The organism is Mycobacterium sp., from assembly GCF_052145595.1.
GTDB lineage: Bacteria > Actinomycetota > Actinomycetes > Mycobacteriales > Mycobacteriaceae > Mycobacterium.
Map to the genome: position 1 here is coordinate 1 of NZ_JBKQOI010000076.1, position 19,009 is coordinate 19,009.

Below are 19,009 nucleotides of genomic sequence, written 5' to 3' on the forward strand. Positions count from 1 at the left end.
CCCCCCCCCCCCCCCTCCGGGTTGTGTTGGGGGACAAGGTGTTAACCACAACGGTCGACGGCCTCTGGGTCCTGCAGGTGCTGACGGGCATCGAGGTTGTGGCCCCCGAGCTGGGGCTGCGGCCCCACCTACCCAGCGTCGAGCCCAAGCGGCTGGCGTTGGAACATCCGGTGACGGCCGAGTTGCGGGCAGTCGGTGTGGTCGACGAATCGGGTGATGTAGACACCACGGTGGTGGAGTGGCTGACGGTCCTTTCCCGCCGCGACGTTGGCCTGCTCATCCATTTCCGCACACCCGAAGAGGAGGAACCGCCGAAAGTGCTGCTGGCCCGGTTCGCGCAGTGGTGGGTAGCTCTGGAACGGTCCCAGGACCTCATCCGCATCAGCGGGGCCGGAATCGCCAGCACCGAAGGCGCGGCCGGCGCGGCGCTGGACGCGCAGATCGAGAGATTGTGCGGAAGCAATCCGCCCGCCCGACTACGGCCCGTCACGGTGGACGCGGATGCCCTGCACACCGCCGCGACCGGTTCGGAGGCACTTCGCGCATTCTTCGACACGCAACGACTGGAGCCCGATCAGGTGCACATGCTGGAACTGGCCGTAGACCCCGACCGGTCGGCCCAAGCCTCGATCGTCGCGATCCAGTCCGGAGTGGACAGCGGCCGGCCGACACGGACCTATATCGAACAAAGCGCGGTGGCTATTATTGATACGCCCGAAGGGCGATTGGTCGCCGAACAGGTCCTCTCCGCGGGCAAGAAGTGGATGATCGTCGCCCCAGGAACCAAGAGCAACATCGCTTCGGCGATCAATCATATGGTGCGGCGCCTACCCGCCGACCAAGAATGGTATTCCTACCGAAAAGTTGTGTAATCAAGGGAGATCGCTTAAATGATAGCATCGGCATCGTGACGAATCCCTGGACGGCCCCGTCGAATTCTCCAGAAGAGGGCGGACCGGCTCGGAGAGAAGCGCCCGCCGCTCGCTACCAAAACCAAGATTCGGTGTCGGAGACATTGCGGATCTCCGATATGGTCGCACCGCGCAAAATCCCACCGGGCGGGGGTTGGCGTAAATTCCTATACCGCGTGTCTTTCCGTTCCATTAACGTAGGCGAATCGCCCGCCGAAAGGCATTACCGAGAATTGCAGGAGCGGATTCGGCGCCACATCCGAAAGCAGTACGTCATCGGGGTGGTGTCCGGCAAGGGTGGCGTCGGCAAGACCACGATGACCGCGTGCATCGGCGCGGTGTTCCGGGAGTGCCGGCCGGAGAACGTGGTGGCCATCGATGCCGCGCCCGGCTTCGGAACGCTGGCCGGGCGGATCGACGAATCCCCACCCGGTGATTACGCGGCCGTCCTCAACGATACCGACGTCCAAGGCTACGCGGATATCCGAGAGCACTTGGGACAGAACAGCATCGGCCTCGATGTGCTCGCCGGAAACCGGGCATCGGACCAGCCGCGGCCCCTGGTGCCGTCGATGTTCACCGGGGTGCTGGCGCGGCTGCGCCGCACCCACACCATCATCGTGGTCGACACCTCCGACGACCTCGAGCATCCGGTGATGAAGGCGGTGTTCGATGCGTGCGACACGATGGTATTCATCTCCGGCCTGACCGCCGACACTTCGCTGCCGGTCACGCGCGCGATCGATCTGCTGCGGTCGATGGGCTATCACGAACTGGTGTCCCGCAGCATGGTCATTTTGAATGACACCCGCAATAAATATGATTCGGACGCGCGTACCTACCTTACCGAGCGCTTCCAGCAATCAGGTGCGACGGTTGAATTCATGCCGTACGATCCGTATCTCGCAAAGGGCGGGATAATCGACACAAGGCTCGAGTTGAAGAAAAAGACACGGTTGCGGTTATTCGAGATCACTGCTGCATTGGCGGACAAATACATTCCAGATGCTGACAGGCCGCGCTAATGGCGAAAGTGTCGTTTCCGGCTCGTTGCGCGGTCGCGGTCGTATGCGGGGAACACCTCGTTTCGCAGGTATATCCGGCATCCGTGCCGATCGAGGCCTTCATCGACAACGTCGTCGAGCTGCTCAACGACGAGCTCAAGCGCCGGGGCTTGGATGGACTCGAGTCCGGCGTCGGATACGAACTGCACAAGGCCAACGGAGTGCGGCTGGACGTCACCAAGACACTCGACGAACTCGGCGTCGAGGACGGCGCCACCCTTGCACTGGTTCCCGCGGTCCAAGGTGAATCGTTCGAGCCCCAGTACGAGTCGTTGTCCACCGGACTGGCCCGGGTCGGCAAGAAATTGTTCGAGCCCGTGACGGTTCGCACCGCCGCGCACACGGCCCTGGTCATCCTGGCAATGGTGTTCGCGACGATCTTGGGATTGGCCGTGCGCCAGCGCATCTCCACCGATTCTTGGGTGCCCAGCATCGTGACCGGCGTAATGGGTCTGCTGGCCGCCGGTGGTGCGGGCACGGTGTGGCGCTGGTGGCCGGATCGCGACGACATGGTCGACGGACTCGGCTGGCTTGCGCTGCCGTTGCTCACGGCAAGCCTCGCTTCGGCGGCACCCGGTCACCTCGGCTCCGCCCACGTGTTCATTGCCGCCCTGGCTGGTGCGGTGCTGACCTGTGGACTCGCCGCGTCGACGGGGCGCCATGCCAACGTTGCGGCGACGGCGGTCACATCGTGCGGACTCGGCGGGACCGTCGCCGCCGCCCGGATGTGGTGGGCGATTCCGGCGCAGTGGCTCGGGATGTGCACCCTGGTTGCGCTGCTGCTACTGCTGACCATGGCTCCGACGATCGCACTGTGGGTCGCGCGAATCCGGCCACCTTACTTCGGTTCGATCACCGGGCGCGATCTGTTCCGTCGCAGTCCCGGCCTGCCCGCCGATGCGGTCTCGCCCGTCGACGAGGCTGCTGACGAGGAGGTCAATCCGGACACCACTCCGCGGGGTGCGCAGATCGCGGAGGCGGCGATCCGCGCCAACAACGTACTGACCGGAATTTGCGTGGGCGCCGGCCTGACGCTGCCGGCCGCGGTGTGGGCCACCCTGATGCCCGGGCGCGACCGGAGCACGGCGGCCGCAGTTCTGGCCGGGCTGTTTGTGCTGATCTTCATCGGCCGGGGCCGGGCATTCGCCGACAAGCGGCAGGCCATCGCGCTGATGGGCGGCGCCGCCGCGGCGACGTGCGTCGGCGTCGTCAAATACGTTGTGCACGAGTCTGCGTCGTCGGGTTACTCGGTGCTATGGGGCGCTCTGGCATTGGCCGCGTTCGGCGCCGCCGGCCTGCTCGCGGCGCTGCTGGTGCCGATCACCAGGTTTACTCCGCTGGTACGGATGACCGCCGAGTGGGTGGAAATTGCGGCCATCATCGCGGCCCTGCCGCTGGCCGCGTGGATCGGCGGACTGTTCACCTGGGTGCGCATGCGATGACCCGGCTGGCTCTGGCGGCCCTGAGATTGACCCACCGAGTCGCCGCGATGGCGCTAGCGGCTCTACTCGTGGCGCTGTTAGCGAGCTTTCCTGCAGCACAAGGGATTCCACCGCCGAGCGTCGATCCAAGCCGGGTACCGCCAGACGGCAAACCGGGCCCGGAACAGCCGATGCGGCAGAGCTTCGCCTGCGCACGAACGATTACCGTCGCCGATCCCAACGTGGCCCTGCCCGCCCCCGGTTTCACGATGCTGAACATCAGCAAGGCCTGGCAGTACTCCACCGGTAACGGGGTGCCGGTAGCGGTCATCGACACCGGCATCAACCCCAGTCGCCGGCTACCGGTCGTCCCCGGCGGCGACTACATCATGGGTGGCGACGGGCTGACGGATTGCGACGCGCACGGAACGATCGTGGCGTCGGTTATCGGTGCCGCGCCCCAGGGCGCCCCGATGCCGGCGCCGATGCCGAGTTCTCCGGCCTTTCCGCCCCCGGCGGGTCCGCCGCCGACCGACGCGGGACCGCCACCTCCCGGCGGACCACCGCCGCCACCCGCACCGCCGCCACCGCCCTCTCCGGTGACGATCACCCAGACCGTGCCGGCCCCGCCCCCGCCCCCGCCCCCACCGCCGCCCCCGCCGGATGCACCGTCGAACGGTCCGGGGGATCCCACCCCCAACCAACCCGATGACCCCGAGGTTCCGCCACCGCCGCCAGGGGCACCCGACGGCGTCGTCGGCGTCGCGCCGCACGCCGTGGTCATCTCCATCCGCCAGTCATCGCGAGCCTTCGAACCGGTCAACCCCGGCCCCGGTGACATGGAGGGGCGCAAGAAGGCCGGTACCATCGCGACCCTTGCCAGCGCCCTCGTGCATGCCGCGAACATGGGCGCCAAGGTGATCAATGTCAGTGTGACGGCCTGCGTTTCGGTGGCCGACCCGCTGGATCAGGGCGCCATCGGCGCCGCCGTCTGGTATGCCGCCACCGTAAAGGATGCGGTGATCGTCGCGGCGGCGGGCAATGACAGCGAGGACGGCTGCGCCCAGAACCCCTCGTTCGACCCGCTGGACGCGTCCGATCCCCGCGACTGGCATCAAGTCAAAACGGTGTCGTCGCCATCGTGGTTCTCCGATTACGTGCTGTCGGTGGGGGCGGTGGACAACACGGGCGCACCGATCAACAAGAGCCTGGCCGGACCCTGGGTGGCGGCCGCTGCACCCGGCGTCGGGATCATGGGCTTGTCCCCGGAGAACGGGGGGCCGGTGAATGCCTACCCACCGATCCATCCGGGTGAGAAGAACATGCCGATCTGGGGAACCAGCTTCTCGGCGGCTTACGTCAGCGGGGTGGCGGCCTTGGTGCGGGCCAAATATCCGGGGCTCTCCGCCCACCAGATCATCAATCGGATTCTGCAGACGGCGCACAATCCGCCGCGCGGAGTCGACAATCAAGTCGGCTACGGCGTGGTCGACCCGGTGGCGGCGCTGACCTTCGATGTGCCTCCGGGTGACCGGCTTCCACCGGCGGCTTCCAGTCGGGTCATCAGGCCGGCCCCACCGCCACCGCCGGCGGACCACCGCGCCCGCGATATGGCTTTGGTGTTCGCCGGTGTGGTTGTGGCCGTCGCCGCGGTGGCTTCCCTGATCGTCCGGGCGCGGCGGGAACGATGACACCAGCGACAAAGCTGTCGATCATCGTCGGTATCTTCGCCGCCCTCATTGTCGGGTGGTGGGTCGACGGATACGTCGGTGCCGCAGCCGGTTTGGTGATCGGGGTCGGCTGCGGGGTCGTGCCTTGGCGGGGTCAGCCGCTGTGGTCGTGGCTGAACCTGTGGCGCCGGCGACGCCGGCCGGTCAACTGGAGCGAACCCCTCACGGTGGTCAATGACCGCGCCGGCGGCGGGGTGCGATACCAGGACGGCGTCGCGGTGGCCGCGGTCCAGCTACTCGGGAAGGCTCATACACCAACTCTTTTCACCGGGTCGACATCGACCTACACCGAAAACGCGGTCGAAGTAACGGATCTGATGCCATTACTGCACCAGAGCCTCGGCCTGACGGTTCAGTCGCTCAGCGTGGTGAGCGCTGGGGCTCGCCGGCGCAGTACCGGTGACTACCCGCGCGTGTACGACACGCTGATCGGCACCCCACCGTATGCCGGCCAGCGTGAAACCTGGCTCATTGTGCGGGCCTCGGCACTCGACAATGCGGAAGCACTGCGGGGGCGTACCTCGGTCGGCACCGCAACTCTCGCTGCCGCGCAGCGGATTTGTGCGGCCATGCGCCAACACGGCATCCGCGCGAAGGTCGCGACGGCCACCGACATCGTCGAGATGGAGCGACGATTGGGCCGATCCGCGCTGGAGGTGCTCAACCGGCGCTGGCGATCGGTTCGCGGCGACAGCGGCTGGTTGACGACCTACTGGTACCAGCCGGCCGACATCACCGCGGAGAAGCTGGCCCAGGCCTGGTCGGCGCGTGCCGACGGAATCGTCCAGAACATAACGCTTTTCGCCGACGGTACCGCCACCGCCACCGTCACCGTGCGCAGCGCGCAACCGCCGACGGCTCCGCTCAGCATGATGCTCAAGACGCTGCACGGCGAACAGGCGCAGGCGGTTGCGGCCAATCTCTGCGGCCCGCTGCCGTCGCTGTGCGGGATCCGTCGCGGTGCGTTGTACGGTCCGCTGATCATCCCGATCGGGCCGTCGGGCGTGTTGCTCGGCAAGGTTGCCGGCGGCAACCGGATGATGCTGCCTCTGGACGACGCAGGGGAGTTCAGCCGGGTACATATCGCCGCCGAGGATTCACTGGCCAAGCGGCTGGTAATCCGATTGGCCGGGGCCGGCGAGCGGATCACGGTGCACACCCGGAACCTGCGGCGGTGGAACACCGTTCGCATGCCGGACATCGCTGTCAGCGATCAGCCCAAGCCGGTCTCCGGCACCACGGTCAGCGTCGTGGACGGCACGCTGGCGCCTGCACCGCGTCCGAACACCCTGGTCTCCGTCGGTGAGCCAGGTGAGCCGTACCGCGGGACCGCCAACGTGTTGATCACGCAGACGGGCCCGGCGACGCTGCAGGTGACGGCAGCGGGTCAAGTGCACACCGTGGAGGTCGAGTTGTTCCGCGCCGAGAACCGCTACGTATCGTCTGAGCCGATGACCTTGCGAAGCTCCGAGCTCGAACCGGCGGACACGCAATGACCAGCAGCACCACCCCGGCTGCCGCACGCAAGCAGTTCGATCAGGCGATGTCGGTGCTCGACATCGACTTGGCGGCGGCGGGCGCACGGTTTCGCGAGGCGACGGAGATCGATCCGTCGATGGCCGACGCCTGGCTGGGGCGGATCGCCGCGGGTGACGAGTCGCTGTCGACCGTGCAGCAGCTCTACACCTACGGGGCCCGGCTGCACCGGGAGACCAACCGGATCGGCGCCCGTTTGTCGGCGCCCATCAAAGCCGGTCCTTATCTGTCGATTTCGGTGACCGAGGCTTCGCATGCCGGGCTGGCGCTGGCAAGCGCACTCATCGACGATCACCAATACGAGAAAGCCGAAGCGTTGCTGGCGGATTCGTCTCTGATCGACACCTGGGAGGATCACCAGTGGCGGCAGTACATCGAGGCCTATTTGATGTTCGCCACGCAACGCTGGCCGGACGTGATCTCGGTTGCGGCGGCGATCCTGCCGCCACAGGCCATCATCATGTCGGCTGTCACCGCGGCAACCTGCACTTTGGCCGCCCACGCCGCGGCCCATCTCGGTCAGGCGCGGGTCGCGTTGGACTGGACCGACCGTGTCGAGCTGCGCACGGGGCACGGTGTGCCGACCGAATCGCGTCGTCAACATCTCGAAACCGCTGTCACCGCAGTCGATCCCAACGACTTTCCGTTGATCGTGGCCGACCTGGCCTATGTGCGTGGAATGGCACACCGCCAACTCGGCGACGAGCAGAAGGCCCAGATCTGGTTGTCCAAGGCGACAATCAACGGTGTGCTGGTCGCCTCCGCCAAACAGGCGTTGGCCGACCCGACGCTGCAGCTGGTTGTCACCGATGAGGACGCCATCGGCACCCGCACCGACAAGTGGGATGTGACCACCGAGCTCTCGGAGCAGCAGCGCGCGGAGGAGGAACACAAGGAGCGCCGCAATGAACTCCTCCAGGAGGGTCGCGCGCTGCTGGACAACCAAGTCGGGTTGACCGAGGTCAAACGCGCGGTCGCCGAATTGGAGGACCAGATAGAGGTCCGGGCGCTGCGCCTGGCGGCGGGGCTGCCGGTGGCCAACCAGACCAACCACATGCTGTTGGTGGGGCCGCCGGGCACCGGCAAGACCACCACCGCGGAGGCGCTGGGGAAGATCTACGCCGGCCTGGGCATCGTGCGCCATCCCGAGATCATCGAGGTCAAGCGGGCCGATTTCTGTGGCGAACACATCGGCGCGTCGGGCCCGAAGACCAACGAGCTGATCAGCCGTTCGCTGGGCCGCATCTTGTTCATGGATGAGTTCTACTCGCTGGTCGAGCGCCACCAGGACGGCCGCCCGGACATGATCGGCATGGAGGCGGTCAACCAGTTGTTGGTGGCGCTCGAGGTGCACCGATTCGATTTCTGCTTCATCGGCGCGGGATACGAGAAGGAAGTCGACGAATTTCTCACCGTCAACCCGGGTTTGGCGGGCCGGTTCAACCGCAAGTTGAGATTCGAGTCCTACACGCCCGACGAGCTCGTTGAAATCGCGGTTCGCTACGGTAAGCCGCGGGCCACCACTCTTGAGCCCGCCGCCGGCGAAGCGCTGAAGGCGGCGTGTGCGACCCTGCGCGCATACCATGCGCCCGACGGCACGCACGGCATCGATGTCATGCAGAACGGGCGTTTCGCGCGCAACGTGGTTGAGCGCGCGGAGCGGTTGCGCGACTCGCGGGTGGCCGCGCAGCATCGCAACGACAAGGATTCGGTGACCGTCGAAGACCTGCAGACGCTGCGCACCCGGGACATGATCGCCGCGGTGAAAGACGCTTGCGCGGAAAAGCATGTGCCGATAGCTCTTTGATTGCAGGGCGGCGATCTGGCCTCGCGCCGAAAAAGGGCGCCGAACAGCTTCTTACGACCCCGCGATGTTCGGCTCGAATCGGAATACGGCGATCCGGCCCGCCAGTGCCTCGAATTCGTCGGCCGTTCCGTCGCGGACCATTCCCGAGCGCTTCGCGAACGCCACGCCGACCGGCACTTCGGCGGGAAACGCCCGCAGCACCGGGCGTGCCTCCTCGGCGGTCAGTTCGACGATCCTGACCTTCCGTGACCGCCGGCCCCGGCCCAGCGTCCCGGTGCCGGCGGCGCGGGCGTTCGCCGCCCAGTCGGCGCCCGGGTAGCCGGCCACCGCATAAAGGCCACCCTGGAACTCGAACGGCGTCATCGGGGTGCTGCGCGGCCGACCCGACTTGCGGCCGGGCACCGTTAGCACCATGGCGGGGCCGGTCGGTATCCCGACCCGCTGCACGGCCATCATGACTTTGTTCATGGGTTTGAGGTAGCGCGGCGGACGTGGTTCAGACATGTCAGTCTCCTTATCTATGACTTCGTGAACAGGTCGCGGTGCTCTGACACCCACTGGGCGAACGGGGTCGCGGGCCGGCCGAGGATCTTCTCCACGTCGTGGGTGACAAGCGCGGGTTTGTCGAGCGTGTCGGCGAGCATGGCCGTATAGGCATCGGCAAACTCGGCAGTGAAGCCCAAACCGATGAACCGTTGCCGTACCAGTTGCGCCGGTATTTCCCGGTACTGCAATGGGCGACCGAGAACGGCGCCGATGACCTCGGCCAATTCCGCGTTGGTGAACGCCTGCGGACCGGTCAGTGGGACCCGCTGACCGATGAGCTCGTCGGTGAGCAGCGCCCGCGCCGCGACCGCCGAAATGTCGCTGTCGACGATCGGTGCGGCCGAAACTTCGGCGTAGGGCCCCGCCACCGCGTCGCCGGCGCGGATGTGCGCCGACCACATGCCCGCGAAGTTCGTCGCGAAAACCGTGGGCCGCAGGCTGACCCAGGCCAGGCCGGATTCGACGGCGAGCCGTTCAACCTCGTTGTTGCGGTCCCCGCGAAAGCGCGAAGGCTGCCGCGAGAAGTCGTCGTCGGCGTTGATCGCTGACAGCGCAACCAGCTTGGTGACTCCCGCGCGCACGCACCGGGCCACCACGTCGGGAAGATCCGGGCCCAGCGCGCGGGAATTGAGGAACACCGACGACGCACCCCCTAGCGCGTCCGCGGCCGAGCCAGCCACCTCGACGCCAGCGGGAAACCCGGCGGTCCCCGGTGTGCGGGTGACCGCCCGCACCCGGGCGCCCGCGGTGACAAGTTCGGCAACGAGAGGGCGCCCGACGTTGCCGGTCGCTCCGGTTACGACGATCGTCATGGGGTTGTTCCTTCCGTGAGTTTTCTTCAGTGCTGCTACGACGGCCCCGAAGCTGGGAAAGTTACAACCGAAACGAGTAACTTTTTGCGGCACCAGATCGTCGGAGATTCATGAACCAGTCGCAGTCGCCCAGCGACCAGATCGCCGAGGCATGGCGCCGCCACCGCCCGTATCTGGTCAATCTCGCGTACCAAATGCTGGGAGATGTCGGCGACGCGGAAGATGTTGCGCAAGAGGCGTTTCTGCGGCTGGCGCGTGCCGATATCAGAGAGATCGACGAAGTCCGCGGCTGGCTGACGGTGGTGGCAAGCCGCCTCTGCCTCGATCAGCTGCGTTCGGCCCGCGCCCGCTACGAGCGGCCGGGTGACTCCGCACTCGAGGACCGGCAGCCGGCATCGCGCCGCCTGGATCCGGCCGACCGGGTCACCCTCGACGACGAGGTCCGTGCCGCGTTGCTGGAAGTCTTGCGCAGGCTCAGTCCCGGCGAGCGGGTCGCCTTCGTGCTGCACGACGTGTTCGGAATCCCTTTCGACACGATCGCCGAAACCGTGGGCCGTCCCGTCGGCACCTGTCGCCAGCTGGCGCGGCGCGCGCGGGCCAAATTCACTGGGGCACAACCGAAGTTGAACGAGGTGACCTCAGCCGAGCACCAGCTCGTCACGGAGAAATTCATCACCGCGTGCGCCAACGGCGACATCGCTGAATTGACCGCCGTCCTGGATCCGGCGGTCTGGGGAGTGGGGACGGTCCTCGCCGACCCGGCGCCGCCGCCACAGGTCAACCACGGGCCACACGCGGTGGCCGCCAACCTGCTGCGCTATCTGGGTCCGGAAGTGACACTGGTCAGCGGTCCCGCCGGGCAGCCGGCGGTGTTGGCCTTCGCCGACCGTCGGCTCTTCGCCGCCATCGTGCTGACGATCCGCGGTTGCCTCGTGACCAAGATCGAGGCCGTCGCCGACCCTGCGGCGCGGGCGGGAGCCGAAGCATGAAATACGGATGTGCTGGAATGGCGGGCCTAGCTCCGGTCGTCAGCCGCCCGGCGGTTCCGCGCGCGGTCTGCGCGCGCCGCGAAGTACCCTGCGATCGTTGCCGTGATCTGTAGGAATTTGCGCCGCGTTGCGCGGGCCATCTCGTGGTTGACGTCGATGACACCGCCGGGCCGTAGATGCGGATCGAAGGGCACCTCGACGACCGGCTGTCCGTGATCGACGAACTCGCGCGACAGCAACTCCCGCGTGCGTTTGTCGGCGTGGCCGTCGGAATCGTTGAGCACGACGATGGTGTTGTGCAACAGGTTCGTCAGGCCTTGATCTGACAGCCATTCCATGGTCCTGGCGGCAGCGGAGGCCCCATCCGCCCACGGCGAGGACACCACCATCAGCGCATCCAGATCGCGCAAGACTTCCTGGGTGACCGCGGTGTCCATCGTCGAGCCGCAGTCGATGACCGAGATCGTGAAATGGCGGTCCAGCCGCAACGCGGCTTCCCGGTAGATCGCGGGATCGATCACCCGGCGCGGGCCGGACGCCGGTTCGCCGCCTAGCACGTGCAGGCCGACCGAATTGCGGCCGAGGCGCGCAACCACATCGGTGAAGGACTGCAGGTTCTTGTCAGAGGTCAGTTCCCAGAATGAGCTGGTCGACCGCGGGTCGATTCGGCTGCCCAACCGGCCGAAGGCGGTATCGGCGTCGATCGCCACGACGTGGTCTTGCTGACGCAGTTCGGCAAAGAGTGATCCGACGGTGGCGGCCACCGAGGTTTTTCCCACGCCGCCCTTGCCCAGCACGCCGACCTTGTAGTTGCCGTGAAGGACCGTCCGGATGGCTGCTTCGAATTGAGCCTCCTGGCGCTGCGCGGCCGACGGGCCGAGGTTGACCAGGCCAAAGGTGGCCAGCCGCAGGATGCGTCGCCAACCGCTGTCGGGGAACTCCGCCGAGGGTGTGCGCACGGGCGCAGCGACGGCGTCGGCCCCGGGACGTGTTGCGGGCGGGACCGCGGGCCGCGGTGGCGCCGGAGGCGCTGGCGGTTGGGGCGGTACCGCCGCTCGCTGCGGGGTCGCCGACGGACGCGGCAGGGGAGGCGGAGCCGCTGGCCACGGCGGCGGAGGCAACGGCTGGCGCGGCGGAGCGGGTCTTTGGGCAACCGGAGGAGAAGCCGGGGGTGCGGTGTGGGAATCCCTCGGGTAGGGGCCGGACGGGCGTGCAGCAGGGGCGCCCGGCTGGTCGGGGTGTAGGCGGTCCCGCAGGAATTCGTCGCGCTCGTTCATGGGCTCCTCGGGTGCCGGGCGATCGATCTTCGCGCGTCTGGCCGACCGCCGACGCCGGATGCGGACCAGTATCTGGTCCAGTATCGGTCACGCGCCGTCGTTCCACCCCTCCTGGTGGCGTGCAAACTTAGCGGGGCTTACTGCGGTGCGGCTGTTACTCCTCCGGCCATCGCGCTGAACACGCCGGTGGGCCATATCGACGACGTTGCTGCCACGCCCGGTCGCGATCGCAGCAAACTTGGTTAAGCGGTTGACTCGGCGGGCGACCCGGGCGAGACCGACGCCGCGACCGGCGGATCGCCGGCCGAGAAACCCCATGTCGCGACGCTGTCGATCACCGGCTGCGGCGAATTTTCGGTGCCGCCCGCCGGCAGGTTAGACTTAACGAAGTTGGCATGTCAGGCGGGTATTGTCATATCGTTTTACGACTTGTCGTGACCGTTTCCAGGCCGCCGTTCAGCGCTGCACGGACGAATCCCTAACCGGATCGTCTCGACCTGGGTGACAGCCTATCGGCAAGCCCGAAGGGGTCTTAGCCCGCAACCTCCGGCTGCGGCCCCGTCGGAGCTGCTCGTAACGGCCCTCGTACGGCCGCTGGAACGTTCTGGTGAAGGGTCAGGTGCATATGACGGCCAAGCGCGTCGGGCTTTATAACCCCGCATACGAGCATGATTCGTGCGGGGTGGCCATGGTCGTCGACATGCACGGCCGGCGTAGCCGCGACATTGTGGACAAGGCGATCACCGCGCTGCTCAACCTCGAACACCGCGGAGCTCAAGGCGCTGAGCCGCGCAGCGGTGACGGCGCCGGCATCCTGATTCAGGTGCCGGACGGCTTCCTTCGGGGAGTCGTGGATTTCGAGCTGCCCACCGCCGGCAGCTACGCCACCGGCATCGCGTTTTTGCCGCAGTCGTCCAAGGACGCCGCCGCTGCGTGCGCCGCGGTGGAAAAGATCGCCGAATCCGAGGGACTGCAGGTGCTGGGGTGGCGAAACGCGCCCACCGACGACTCGTCGCTGGGCGCGCTGTCCCGCGACGCGATGCCCACCTTCCGGCAGGTGTTCCTGGCGGGGGCCTCCGGCATGACCCTGGAGCGCCGCGCCTACATCGTCCGCAAGCGCGCCGAGCACGAACTCGGCACCAAAGGACCGGGCCAGGACGGGCCGGGCCGCGAAACCGTTTATTTCCCAAGCCTTTCCGGACAGACCTTCGTCTACAAAGGCATGTTGACCACCCCGCAGCTCAAGGCGTTTTACCTTGATTTACAAGACGATCGACTGACCAGCGCGCTGGGTATCGTGCACTCCCGGTTCTCCACCAACACCTTCCCGTCCTGGCCGCTGGCGCATCCATTCCGGCGCATTGCCCACAACGGAGAGATCAATACCGTCAACGGCAACGAGAACTGGATGCGGGCCCGTGAGGCGTTGATCAAGACCGACATCTTCGGGTCGAGAGACGACGTGGAGAAGTTGTTCCCGATCTGCACGCCCGGCGCCTCCGACACCGCTCGTTTCGACGAGGTGCTCGAGCTCCTGCACTTGGGCGGACGCAGCCTGGCCCACGCGGTGCTGATGATGATCCCCGAGGCCTGGGAACGCCACGAGTCGATGGACTCCGCACGCCGCGCGTTCTACCAGTACCACGCTTCGCTGATGGAGCCGTGGGACGGCCCGGCGTCGATGACGTTCACCGACGGCACCATCGTGGGAGCCGTGCTAGACCGCAACGGCCTTCGGCCATCACGGATTTGGGTCACCGCGGACGGCCTGGTCGTGATGGCGTCCGAAGCCGGTGTGCTGGACCTGGACCCGTCGACGGTGGTCCGGCGGATGCGGTTGCAGCCGGGCCGGATGTTCTTGGTGGACACCACGCAGGGCCGCATCGTCGCCGACCAGGAGATCAAGGCGGAACTGGCGGCCGAGCACCCCTACGGGGAGTGGCTCGAAAAAGGGCTGGTTCCGCTCGACGAATTGCCCCAGGGCAAATACGTGCGGATGCCTCACCACCGACTTGTCATGCGGCAGTTGGCTTTCGGTTACACCTACGAGGAACTGAACCTGCTGGTGACACCGATGGTTCGCAGCGGCGCCGAGCCGATCGGGTCGATGGGCACCGACACCCCGGTCGCCGTGCTGTCGCAGCGTCCCCGGATGTTGTACGATTACTTCCACCAGCTCTTCGCCCAGGTCACCAACCCACCGCTGGACGCCATCCGCGAGGAGGTGGTGACCAGCCTGCAGGGCACCACCGGTGGGGAACGCGATCTCCTCAGCCCGGACGAAAACTCCTGTCACCAGATCGTGCTGCAGCAGCCGATTCTGCGGAACCACGAGCTGGCCAAGCTCATCAACCTCGACCCCGACGACGAGGTCAACGGACGCCCCCACGGCATGCGGTCCAAGGTGATTCGCTGTCTGTACCCGGTCAACGAGGGCGGCGCCGGGCTGGCCGCCGCGCTGGACGAGGTGCGCGCCCAGGCGTCGGCGGCGATCGCCGGCGGCGCGCGGGTCATCATCTTGTCCGACCGCGAATCCGACGAGCGAATGGCTCCGATACCGTCGCTGCTCGCCGTCGCGGGGGTACACCACCATCTGGTGCGCGATCGGACGCGCACCCACGTGGGTCTGGTGGTCGAAAGCGGCGACGCCCGCGAGGTGCACCACATGGCCGCGCTGATCGGCTTCGGGGGGGCCGCCGTCAACCCCTACCTGGTCTTCGAGTCGATCGAGGACATGCTCGACCGAGGCGTCATCGATGGGATAGACCGCAACACGGCGTTGAACAACTACGTCAAGGCCGCCGGCAAGGGCGTGCTGAAAGTGATGTCCAAGATGGGCATCTCGACGCTGGCGTCCTACACCGGTGCGCACCTGTTTCAGGCGGTCGGCATCTCCGAGGACGTGCTCGACGAATACTTCACCGGCCTGTCGTGCCCTACCGGCGGGATCACCCTCGACGACATCGCCGCCGACGTCGCTGCCCGGCACCGGCTGGCGTACCTGGACCGTCCGGACGAACGCGCCCACCGCGAGCTCGAAGTGGGTGGCGAATACCAGTGGCGCCGGGAGGGCGAGTACCACCTGTTCAACCCGGAGACCGTTTTCAAGCTGCAGCACGCCACCCGGACCGGGCAGTACCAGATCTTCAAGGAATACACCCGTCTCGTCGACGACCAGAGCGAACGGATGGCATCGCTGCGCGGCCTGCTCAAGTTCCGCGCCGACGTGCGGCCCCCGGTACCGCTGGAAGAGGTCGAGCCAGCCAGCGAAATCGTCAAACGCTTCTCAACGGGAGCGATGAGCTACGGATCGATCTCCGCCGAGGCGCACGAGACGCTGGCCATCGCGATGAATCGCCTGGGCGGCCGGTCAAACAGCGGCGAGGGCGGCGAGAACGTCAAGCGATTTGACCGCGATCCGAACGGGGATTGGCGCCGCAGCGCGGTCAAGCAGGTCGCCTCCGCCCGTTTCGGGGTCACCTCGCACTACCTGACGAACTGCTCGGACATCCAGATCAAGATGGCCCAGGGTGCGAAACCCGGTGAGGGAGGTCAACTTCCGGGAAACAAGGTGTACCCGTGGGTTGCCGAAGTCCGGCACTCCACGCCCGGCGTCGGATTGATCTCGCCGCCGCCGCACCACGACATCTACTCCATCGAGGATCTGGCGCAGCTGATCCACGACCTGAAGAACGCCAACCCGTCCGCGCGGGTGCACGTCAAGCTGGTCTCCGAGGTCGGCGTGGGCACGGTCGCGGCGGGCGTCTCCAAGGCACACGCCGACGTGGTGCTCATCTCCGGCCACGATGGCGGCACCGGGGCGGCCCCGCTGACCAGCCTCAAGCATGCCGGGACGCCATGGGAGCTGGGGCTGGCCGAGACCCAGCAGACGCTGCTGCTCAACAGGCTGCGCGACCGGATCGTGGTCCAGGCCGACGGCCAGCTCAAGACCGGCCGGGACGTGGTCGTCGCCGCCCTGCTCGGGGCGGAGGAGTTCGGCTTCGCCAGCGCGCCGCTGGTCGTGTCCGGCTGCATCATGATGCGGGTCTGCCACCTGGATACCTGCCCGGTCGGCATCGCCACCCAGAACCCCGAGCTGCGCAAGCGGTTCACCGGCAGGCCGGAGTTCGTGGTCAGCTTCTTCGAGTTCATTGCGGAGGAGGTGCGCGAGTACCTCGCCCAGATGGGCTTCCGCACCCTGGCTGAGGCGGTCGGCCACGCCGACCAGCTGGAGTCCGCGGAAGCCATCGGTCACTGGAAGGCGCACGGCCTCGACCTGGCGCCGGTGCTGTACCAGCCGGAACTGCCGGAGGACACGGCGCGCCGCAACACCACCCGGCAGGACCACGGCATCGACCGGGCACTCGACAACACGCTGATCCAGCTGGCCGAGGGGGCCCTGCAGGACGGCACGGCGCTGCGCCTCGAACTGCCGGTGCGCAACGTCAACCGCACCGTCGGCACCATGCTCGGCTACGAGGTGACCAAGCGCTGGGGTGCCGAAGGGCTCCCGGACAACACCATCGACATCTCGTTCCGCGGCTCCGCCGGGCAGTCGTTCGGCGCGTTCCTGCCCCGCGGCATCACCCTGCGGCTCGCGGGGGACGCCAACGACTACGTGGGCAAGGGCCTGTCCGGCGGCCGGATCATCGCGGCGCCCGACCCCGAGGCCGCGTTCGCGGCCGACGAGCAGATCATCGCCGGGAACGTCATCGGCTACGGCGCCACCGGCGGGGAGATCTTCCTGCGCGGGGTCGTCGGCGAGCGGTTCTGCGTGCGCAACTCCGGCGCGCTGGCCATCGCGGAGGGCGTCGGCGACCACGGCTGCGAGTACATGACCGGCGGCCGGGTGGTCGTGCTCGGGTCCATCGGCCGGAACTTCGCGGCCGGCATGTCCGGCGGGATCGCCTACGTCCTCGACCTGCCCGCGCACCGGGTGAACACCGAGATGGTCGACCTGGACCCGCTGGACGCCGACGACGCCGCCTTCCTGAACGACGCGGTGCGCAGCTACGCGGCGGAAACCGGTTCGCCGGTGGCGGCCGGCCTGCTGGCGGACTGGGACGCCACCCTGGCCCGGTTCGGGAAGATCATGCCGAAGGACTACAAGCGGGTGCTGAGCGCCACCCAGATGGCCGAACGCGAAGGCCGCGACGTCAACGAGGCCGTCATGGCCGCGTCGCACGGCTGAGCCGGCCCCTCCAGCTTGGGTAGCGGCCCTGATCGGCTGCCGCCCAGGTGGCGGGACCCGCCAACGGCGCCGGGTCCCCCCAGTCCACCCCCCGCCACAACCCTCATACCCCGCACTGACCACCCGGCACTGACCACCCAGCACTGACCACAGAGAAGGACGACCGCCCGATGGCCGATCCCAAGGGATTCATGACCACACCGCGTGAGACGCCTACCCGGCGCCCCGTGGACGTGCGCATACGGGACTGGCGTGAGGTATACACCGATTTCCCGGCCGGCCGGCTGGAACGCCAGGCCGGGCGCTGCATGGACTGCGGCATCCCGTTCTGCCACACCGGCTGCCCCCTCGGCAACCTCATCCCCGAGTGGAACGACCTGGTCTGGGGGCACGACTGGTACGAGGCGTCGGAACGGCTGCACGCCACCAACAACTTCCCGGAATTCACCGGGCGGCTCTGCCCGGCGCCGTGCGAGACCGCGTGCGTGCTCGGCATCAACTCCGACCCGGTGACCATCAAGCAGGTCGAGGTGGAGATCATCGACCGGGCCTGGGCCGAGGGCTGGGTACAGCCGGCTCCCGCACCGGTCCGCACCGGCAAGAAGATCGCCGTGATCGGGTCCGGGCCGTCCGGCCTGGCCGCCGCGCAGCAGCTGACCCGGGCCGGCCACGACGTGACCGTGTTCGAGCGCGCCGACGCGCCCGGAGGCCTGCTGCGTTACGGCATCCCCGAGTTCAAGATGGAAAAGCGCCACCTGGATCGCCGGCTGGCGCAGATGCGCGCCGAGGGCACCGAGTTCCGCTGCAGCGTGAGCGTCGGCACCGACGTGACCGCCGACGAGCTGCGCGACGAGTTCGACGCGATCATGCTGGCCGGCGGCGCCACCGTCGCGCGCGGCCTGCCGGTCCCCGGCGCCGACGCCGACGGCGTCCACCAGGCCATGGAATACCTGCCGCTGTCCAACCGCGTGGTCAACGCGGCCGGCGCCTCCGGCCCGGTCGCCGACCCCGCGATCAGCGCGCGGGGCAAGCACGTCGTGATCATCGGCGGCGGTGACACCGGCGCGGACTGCCTCGGCACGGCGCACCGCCAGGGAGCCGCGTCCGTGACCCAGCTGGAGATCCTGCCGCGCCCGCCGGAGCTGCGACCGGAGCACCAGCCCTGGCCCACCTACCCGATGACCTACCGGGTCTCCAGCGCCCACGAGGAGGGCGGCGACCGCGTCTACGCCGTCTCGACCCAGGAGTTCGTCACCGATGACGCCGGGCACGTGCGCGCACTACGGCTGGTCGAGGTGGAATTCTCCGGTGGCCGTTTCGAGCCGGTGCCGGGCACCGAGCGGGATCTGCCCGCTGACCTGGTGCTGCTCGCGATGGGATTCACCGGAGCCGAACGGGGCCCGCTGATGGCCGACCTTGGCGTGCAGTTCGACGCGCGGGGGAATGTGGCCCGCGACGGCACCTACGCCACCTCGGTACCGGGGGTGTTCGTCGCCGGGGACATGGGCCGCGGCCAGTCCCTGATCGTATGGGCCATCGCCGAAGGCCGCAGCGCCGCCGCCGGCCTGGACACCTACCTCAGCGGCGACACCGTCCTGCCCGCCCCCATCCCCCCCACCGCCCGCCCCATGACCTGACGCCGCCGCGCTTACCGGCCGGTGCATATCGGCGAGGTACCGCAGCGGTTACGGCGAGGCGCTCGTTACCGGCCAGCGAGCCGGGCCC

At 67.7% G+C, this 19,009-nt stretch carries 12 protein-coding genes; 9 read left to right on the plus strand and 3 right to left on the minus strand.

Features of this window, described 5'->3' with window-relative positions; genetic code table 11:
* Positions 1-38: 38 nt before the first annotated feature.
* Genes ACLP4W_RS05580 through eccA form a run of 6 tightly spaced genes read left to right on the plus strand, consistent with a single transcriptional unit; the run spans position 39 to position 8,469 of the window.
* The gene (locus ACLP4W_RS05580; protein ID WP_442384927.1) at positions 39-872 is read left to right on the plus strand and encodes an ESX secretion-associated protein EspG; all 834 of its coding nucleotides are present in this window, start codon (positions 39-41) and stop codon (positions 870-872) included.
* 35 nt (positions 873-907) lie between these two features.
* Positions 908-1,936: a MinD/ParA family ATP-binding protein gene (locus ACLP4W_RS05585; protein WP_442384929.1), complete on the plus strand. Its 1,029-nt coding sequence runs from the start codon at positions 908-910 to the stop codon at positions 1,934-1,936.
* Positions 1,936-3,417, plus strand: coding sequence for a type VII secretion integral membrane protein EccD (gene eccD / locus ACLP4W_RS05590; protein ID WP_442384907.1), 1,482 nt, complete (start codon positions 1,936-1,938; stop codon positions 3,415-3,417). Before ACLP4W_RS05585 ends, eccD begins: the two co-directional genes overlap by 1 nt.
* The gene (gene mycP / locus ACLP4W_RS05595; protein WP_442384909.1) at positions 3,414-5,087 is read left to right on the plus strand and encodes a type VII secretion-associated serine protease mycosin; all 1,674 of its coding nucleotides are present in this window, start codon (positions 3,414-3,416) and stop codon (positions 5,085-5,087) included. Before eccD ends, mycP begins: the two co-directional genes overlap by 4 nt.
* Positions 5,084-6,622, plus strand: a complete 1,539-nt coding sequence (gene eccE, locus ACLP4W_RS05600) for a type VII secretion protein EccE (RefSeq protein ID WP_442384911.1) — start codon at positions 5,084-5,086, stop codon at positions 6,620-6,622. Before mycP ends, eccE begins: the two co-directional genes overlap by 4 nt.
* The gene (gene eccA / locus ACLP4W_RS05605) at positions 6,619-8,469 is read left to right on the plus strand and encodes a type VII secretion AAA-ATPase EccA (RefSeq protein ID WP_442384913.1); all 1,851 of its coding nucleotides are present in this window, start codon (positions 6,619-6,621) and stop codon (positions 8,467-8,469) included. Before eccE ends, eccA begins: the two co-directional genes overlap by 4 nt.
* 51 nt (positions 8,470-8,520) lie before the next feature.
* Here the strand turns inward: eccA and ACLP4W_RS05610 are convergent, their stop codons facing one another.
* Together ACLP4W_RS05610 and ACLP4W_RS05615 are read right to left on the minus strand one after the other, a co-directional pair.
* Positions 8,521-8,973 (minus strand): nitroreductase family deazaflavin-dependent oxidoreductase, encoded by a 453-nt coding sequence (locus ACLP4W_RS05610; protein ID WP_442384915.1) that lies wholly within the window; start codon positions 8,971-8,973, stop codon positions 8,521-8,523.
* 14 nt (positions 8,974-8,987) lie between these two features.
* Positions 8,988-9,827: an NmrA family NAD(P)-binding protein gene (locus ACLP4W_RS05615; RefSeq protein ID WP_442384917.1), complete on the minus strand. Its 840-nt coding sequence runs from the start codon at positions 9,825-9,827 to the stop codon at positions 8,988-8,990.
* A gap of 110 nt (positions 9,828-9,937) precedes the next feature.
* Between ACLP4W_RS05615 and sigI the strand changes: the two genes are divergently transcribed.
* Positions 9,938-10,816, plus strand: coding sequence for an RNA polymerase sigma factor SigI (sigI, locus tag ACLP4W_RS05620; protein WP_442384919.1), 879 nt, complete (start codon positions 9,938-9,940; stop codon positions 10,814-10,816).
* A 26-nt stretch (positions 10,817-10,842) separates the two neighbouring features.
* Here sigI and ACLP4W_RS05625 read toward each other — a convergent pair whose 3' ends face one another.
* Positions 10,843-12,093 carry a MinD/ParA family ATP-binding protein gene (locus tag ACLP4W_RS05625; RefSeq protein ID WP_442384921.1) on the minus strand — a complete coding sequence of 417 codons (1,251 nt, stop codon included), beginning with the start codon at positions 12,091-12,093 and terminating at the stop codon, positions 10,843-10,845.
* Positions 12,094-12,718: 625 nt separating this feature from the next.
* Between ACLP4W_RS05625 and gltB the strand changes: the two genes are divergently transcribed.
* Complete coding sequence (gltB, locus tag ACLP4W_RS05630) at positions 12,719-17,284, plus strand: glutamate synthase large subunit (RefSeq protein ID WP_442384923.1); 4,566 nt, start codon at positions 12,719-12,721, stop codon at positions 17,282-17,284.
* 170 nt (positions 17,285-17,454) lie between these two features.
* Positions 17,455-18,921, plus strand: coding sequence for a glutamate synthase subunit beta (locus ACLP4W_RS05635; RefSeq protein ID WP_442384925.1), 1,467 nt, complete (start codon positions 17,455-17,457; stop codon positions 18,919-18,921).
* Positions 18,922-19,009 lie beyond the last annotated feature (88 nt).

Bases quoted from the DNA above. Each gene is read 5' to 3' on its own strand.
- eccD (WP_442384907.1), top strand. From the start codon at position 1,936: ATGGCGAAAGTGTCGTTTCCGGCTCGTTGCGCGGTCGCGGTCGTATGC.
- mycP (WP_442384909.1), top strand. From the start codon at position 3,414: ATGACCCGGCTGGCTCTGGCGGCCCTGAGATTGACCCACCGAGTCGCC.
- eccE (WP_442384911.1), top strand. From the start codon at position 5,084: ATGACACCAGCGACAAAGCTGTCGATCATCGTCGGTATCTTCGCCGCC.
- eccA (WP_442384913.1), top strand. From the start codon at position 6,619: ATGACCAGCAGCACCACCCCGGCTGCCGCACGCAAGCAGTTCGATCAG.
- ACLP4W_RS05610 (WP_442384915.1), bottom strand. From the start codon at position 8,973: ATGTCTGAACCACGTCCGCCGCGCTACCTCAAACCCATGAACAAAGTC.
- ACLP4W_RS05615 (WP_442384917.1), bottom strand. From the start codon at position 9,827: ATGACGATCGTCGTAACCGGAGCGACCGGCAACGTCGGGCGCCCTCTC.
- sigI (WP_442384919.1), top strand. From the start codon at position 9,938: ATGAACCAGTCGCAGTCGCCCAGCGACCAGATCGCCGAGGCATGGCGC.
- ACLP4W_RS05625 (WP_442384921.1), bottom strand. From the start codon at position 12,093: ATGAACGAGCGCGACGAATTCCTGCGGGACCGCCTACACCCCGACCAG.
- gltB (WP_442384923.1), top strand. From the start codon at position 12,719: ATGACGGCCAAGCGCGTCGGGCTTTATAACCCCGCATACGAGCATGAT.
- ACLP4W_RS05635 (WP_442384925.1), top strand. From the start codon at position 17,455: ATGGCCGATCCCAAGGGATTCATGACCACACCGCGTGAGACGCCTACC.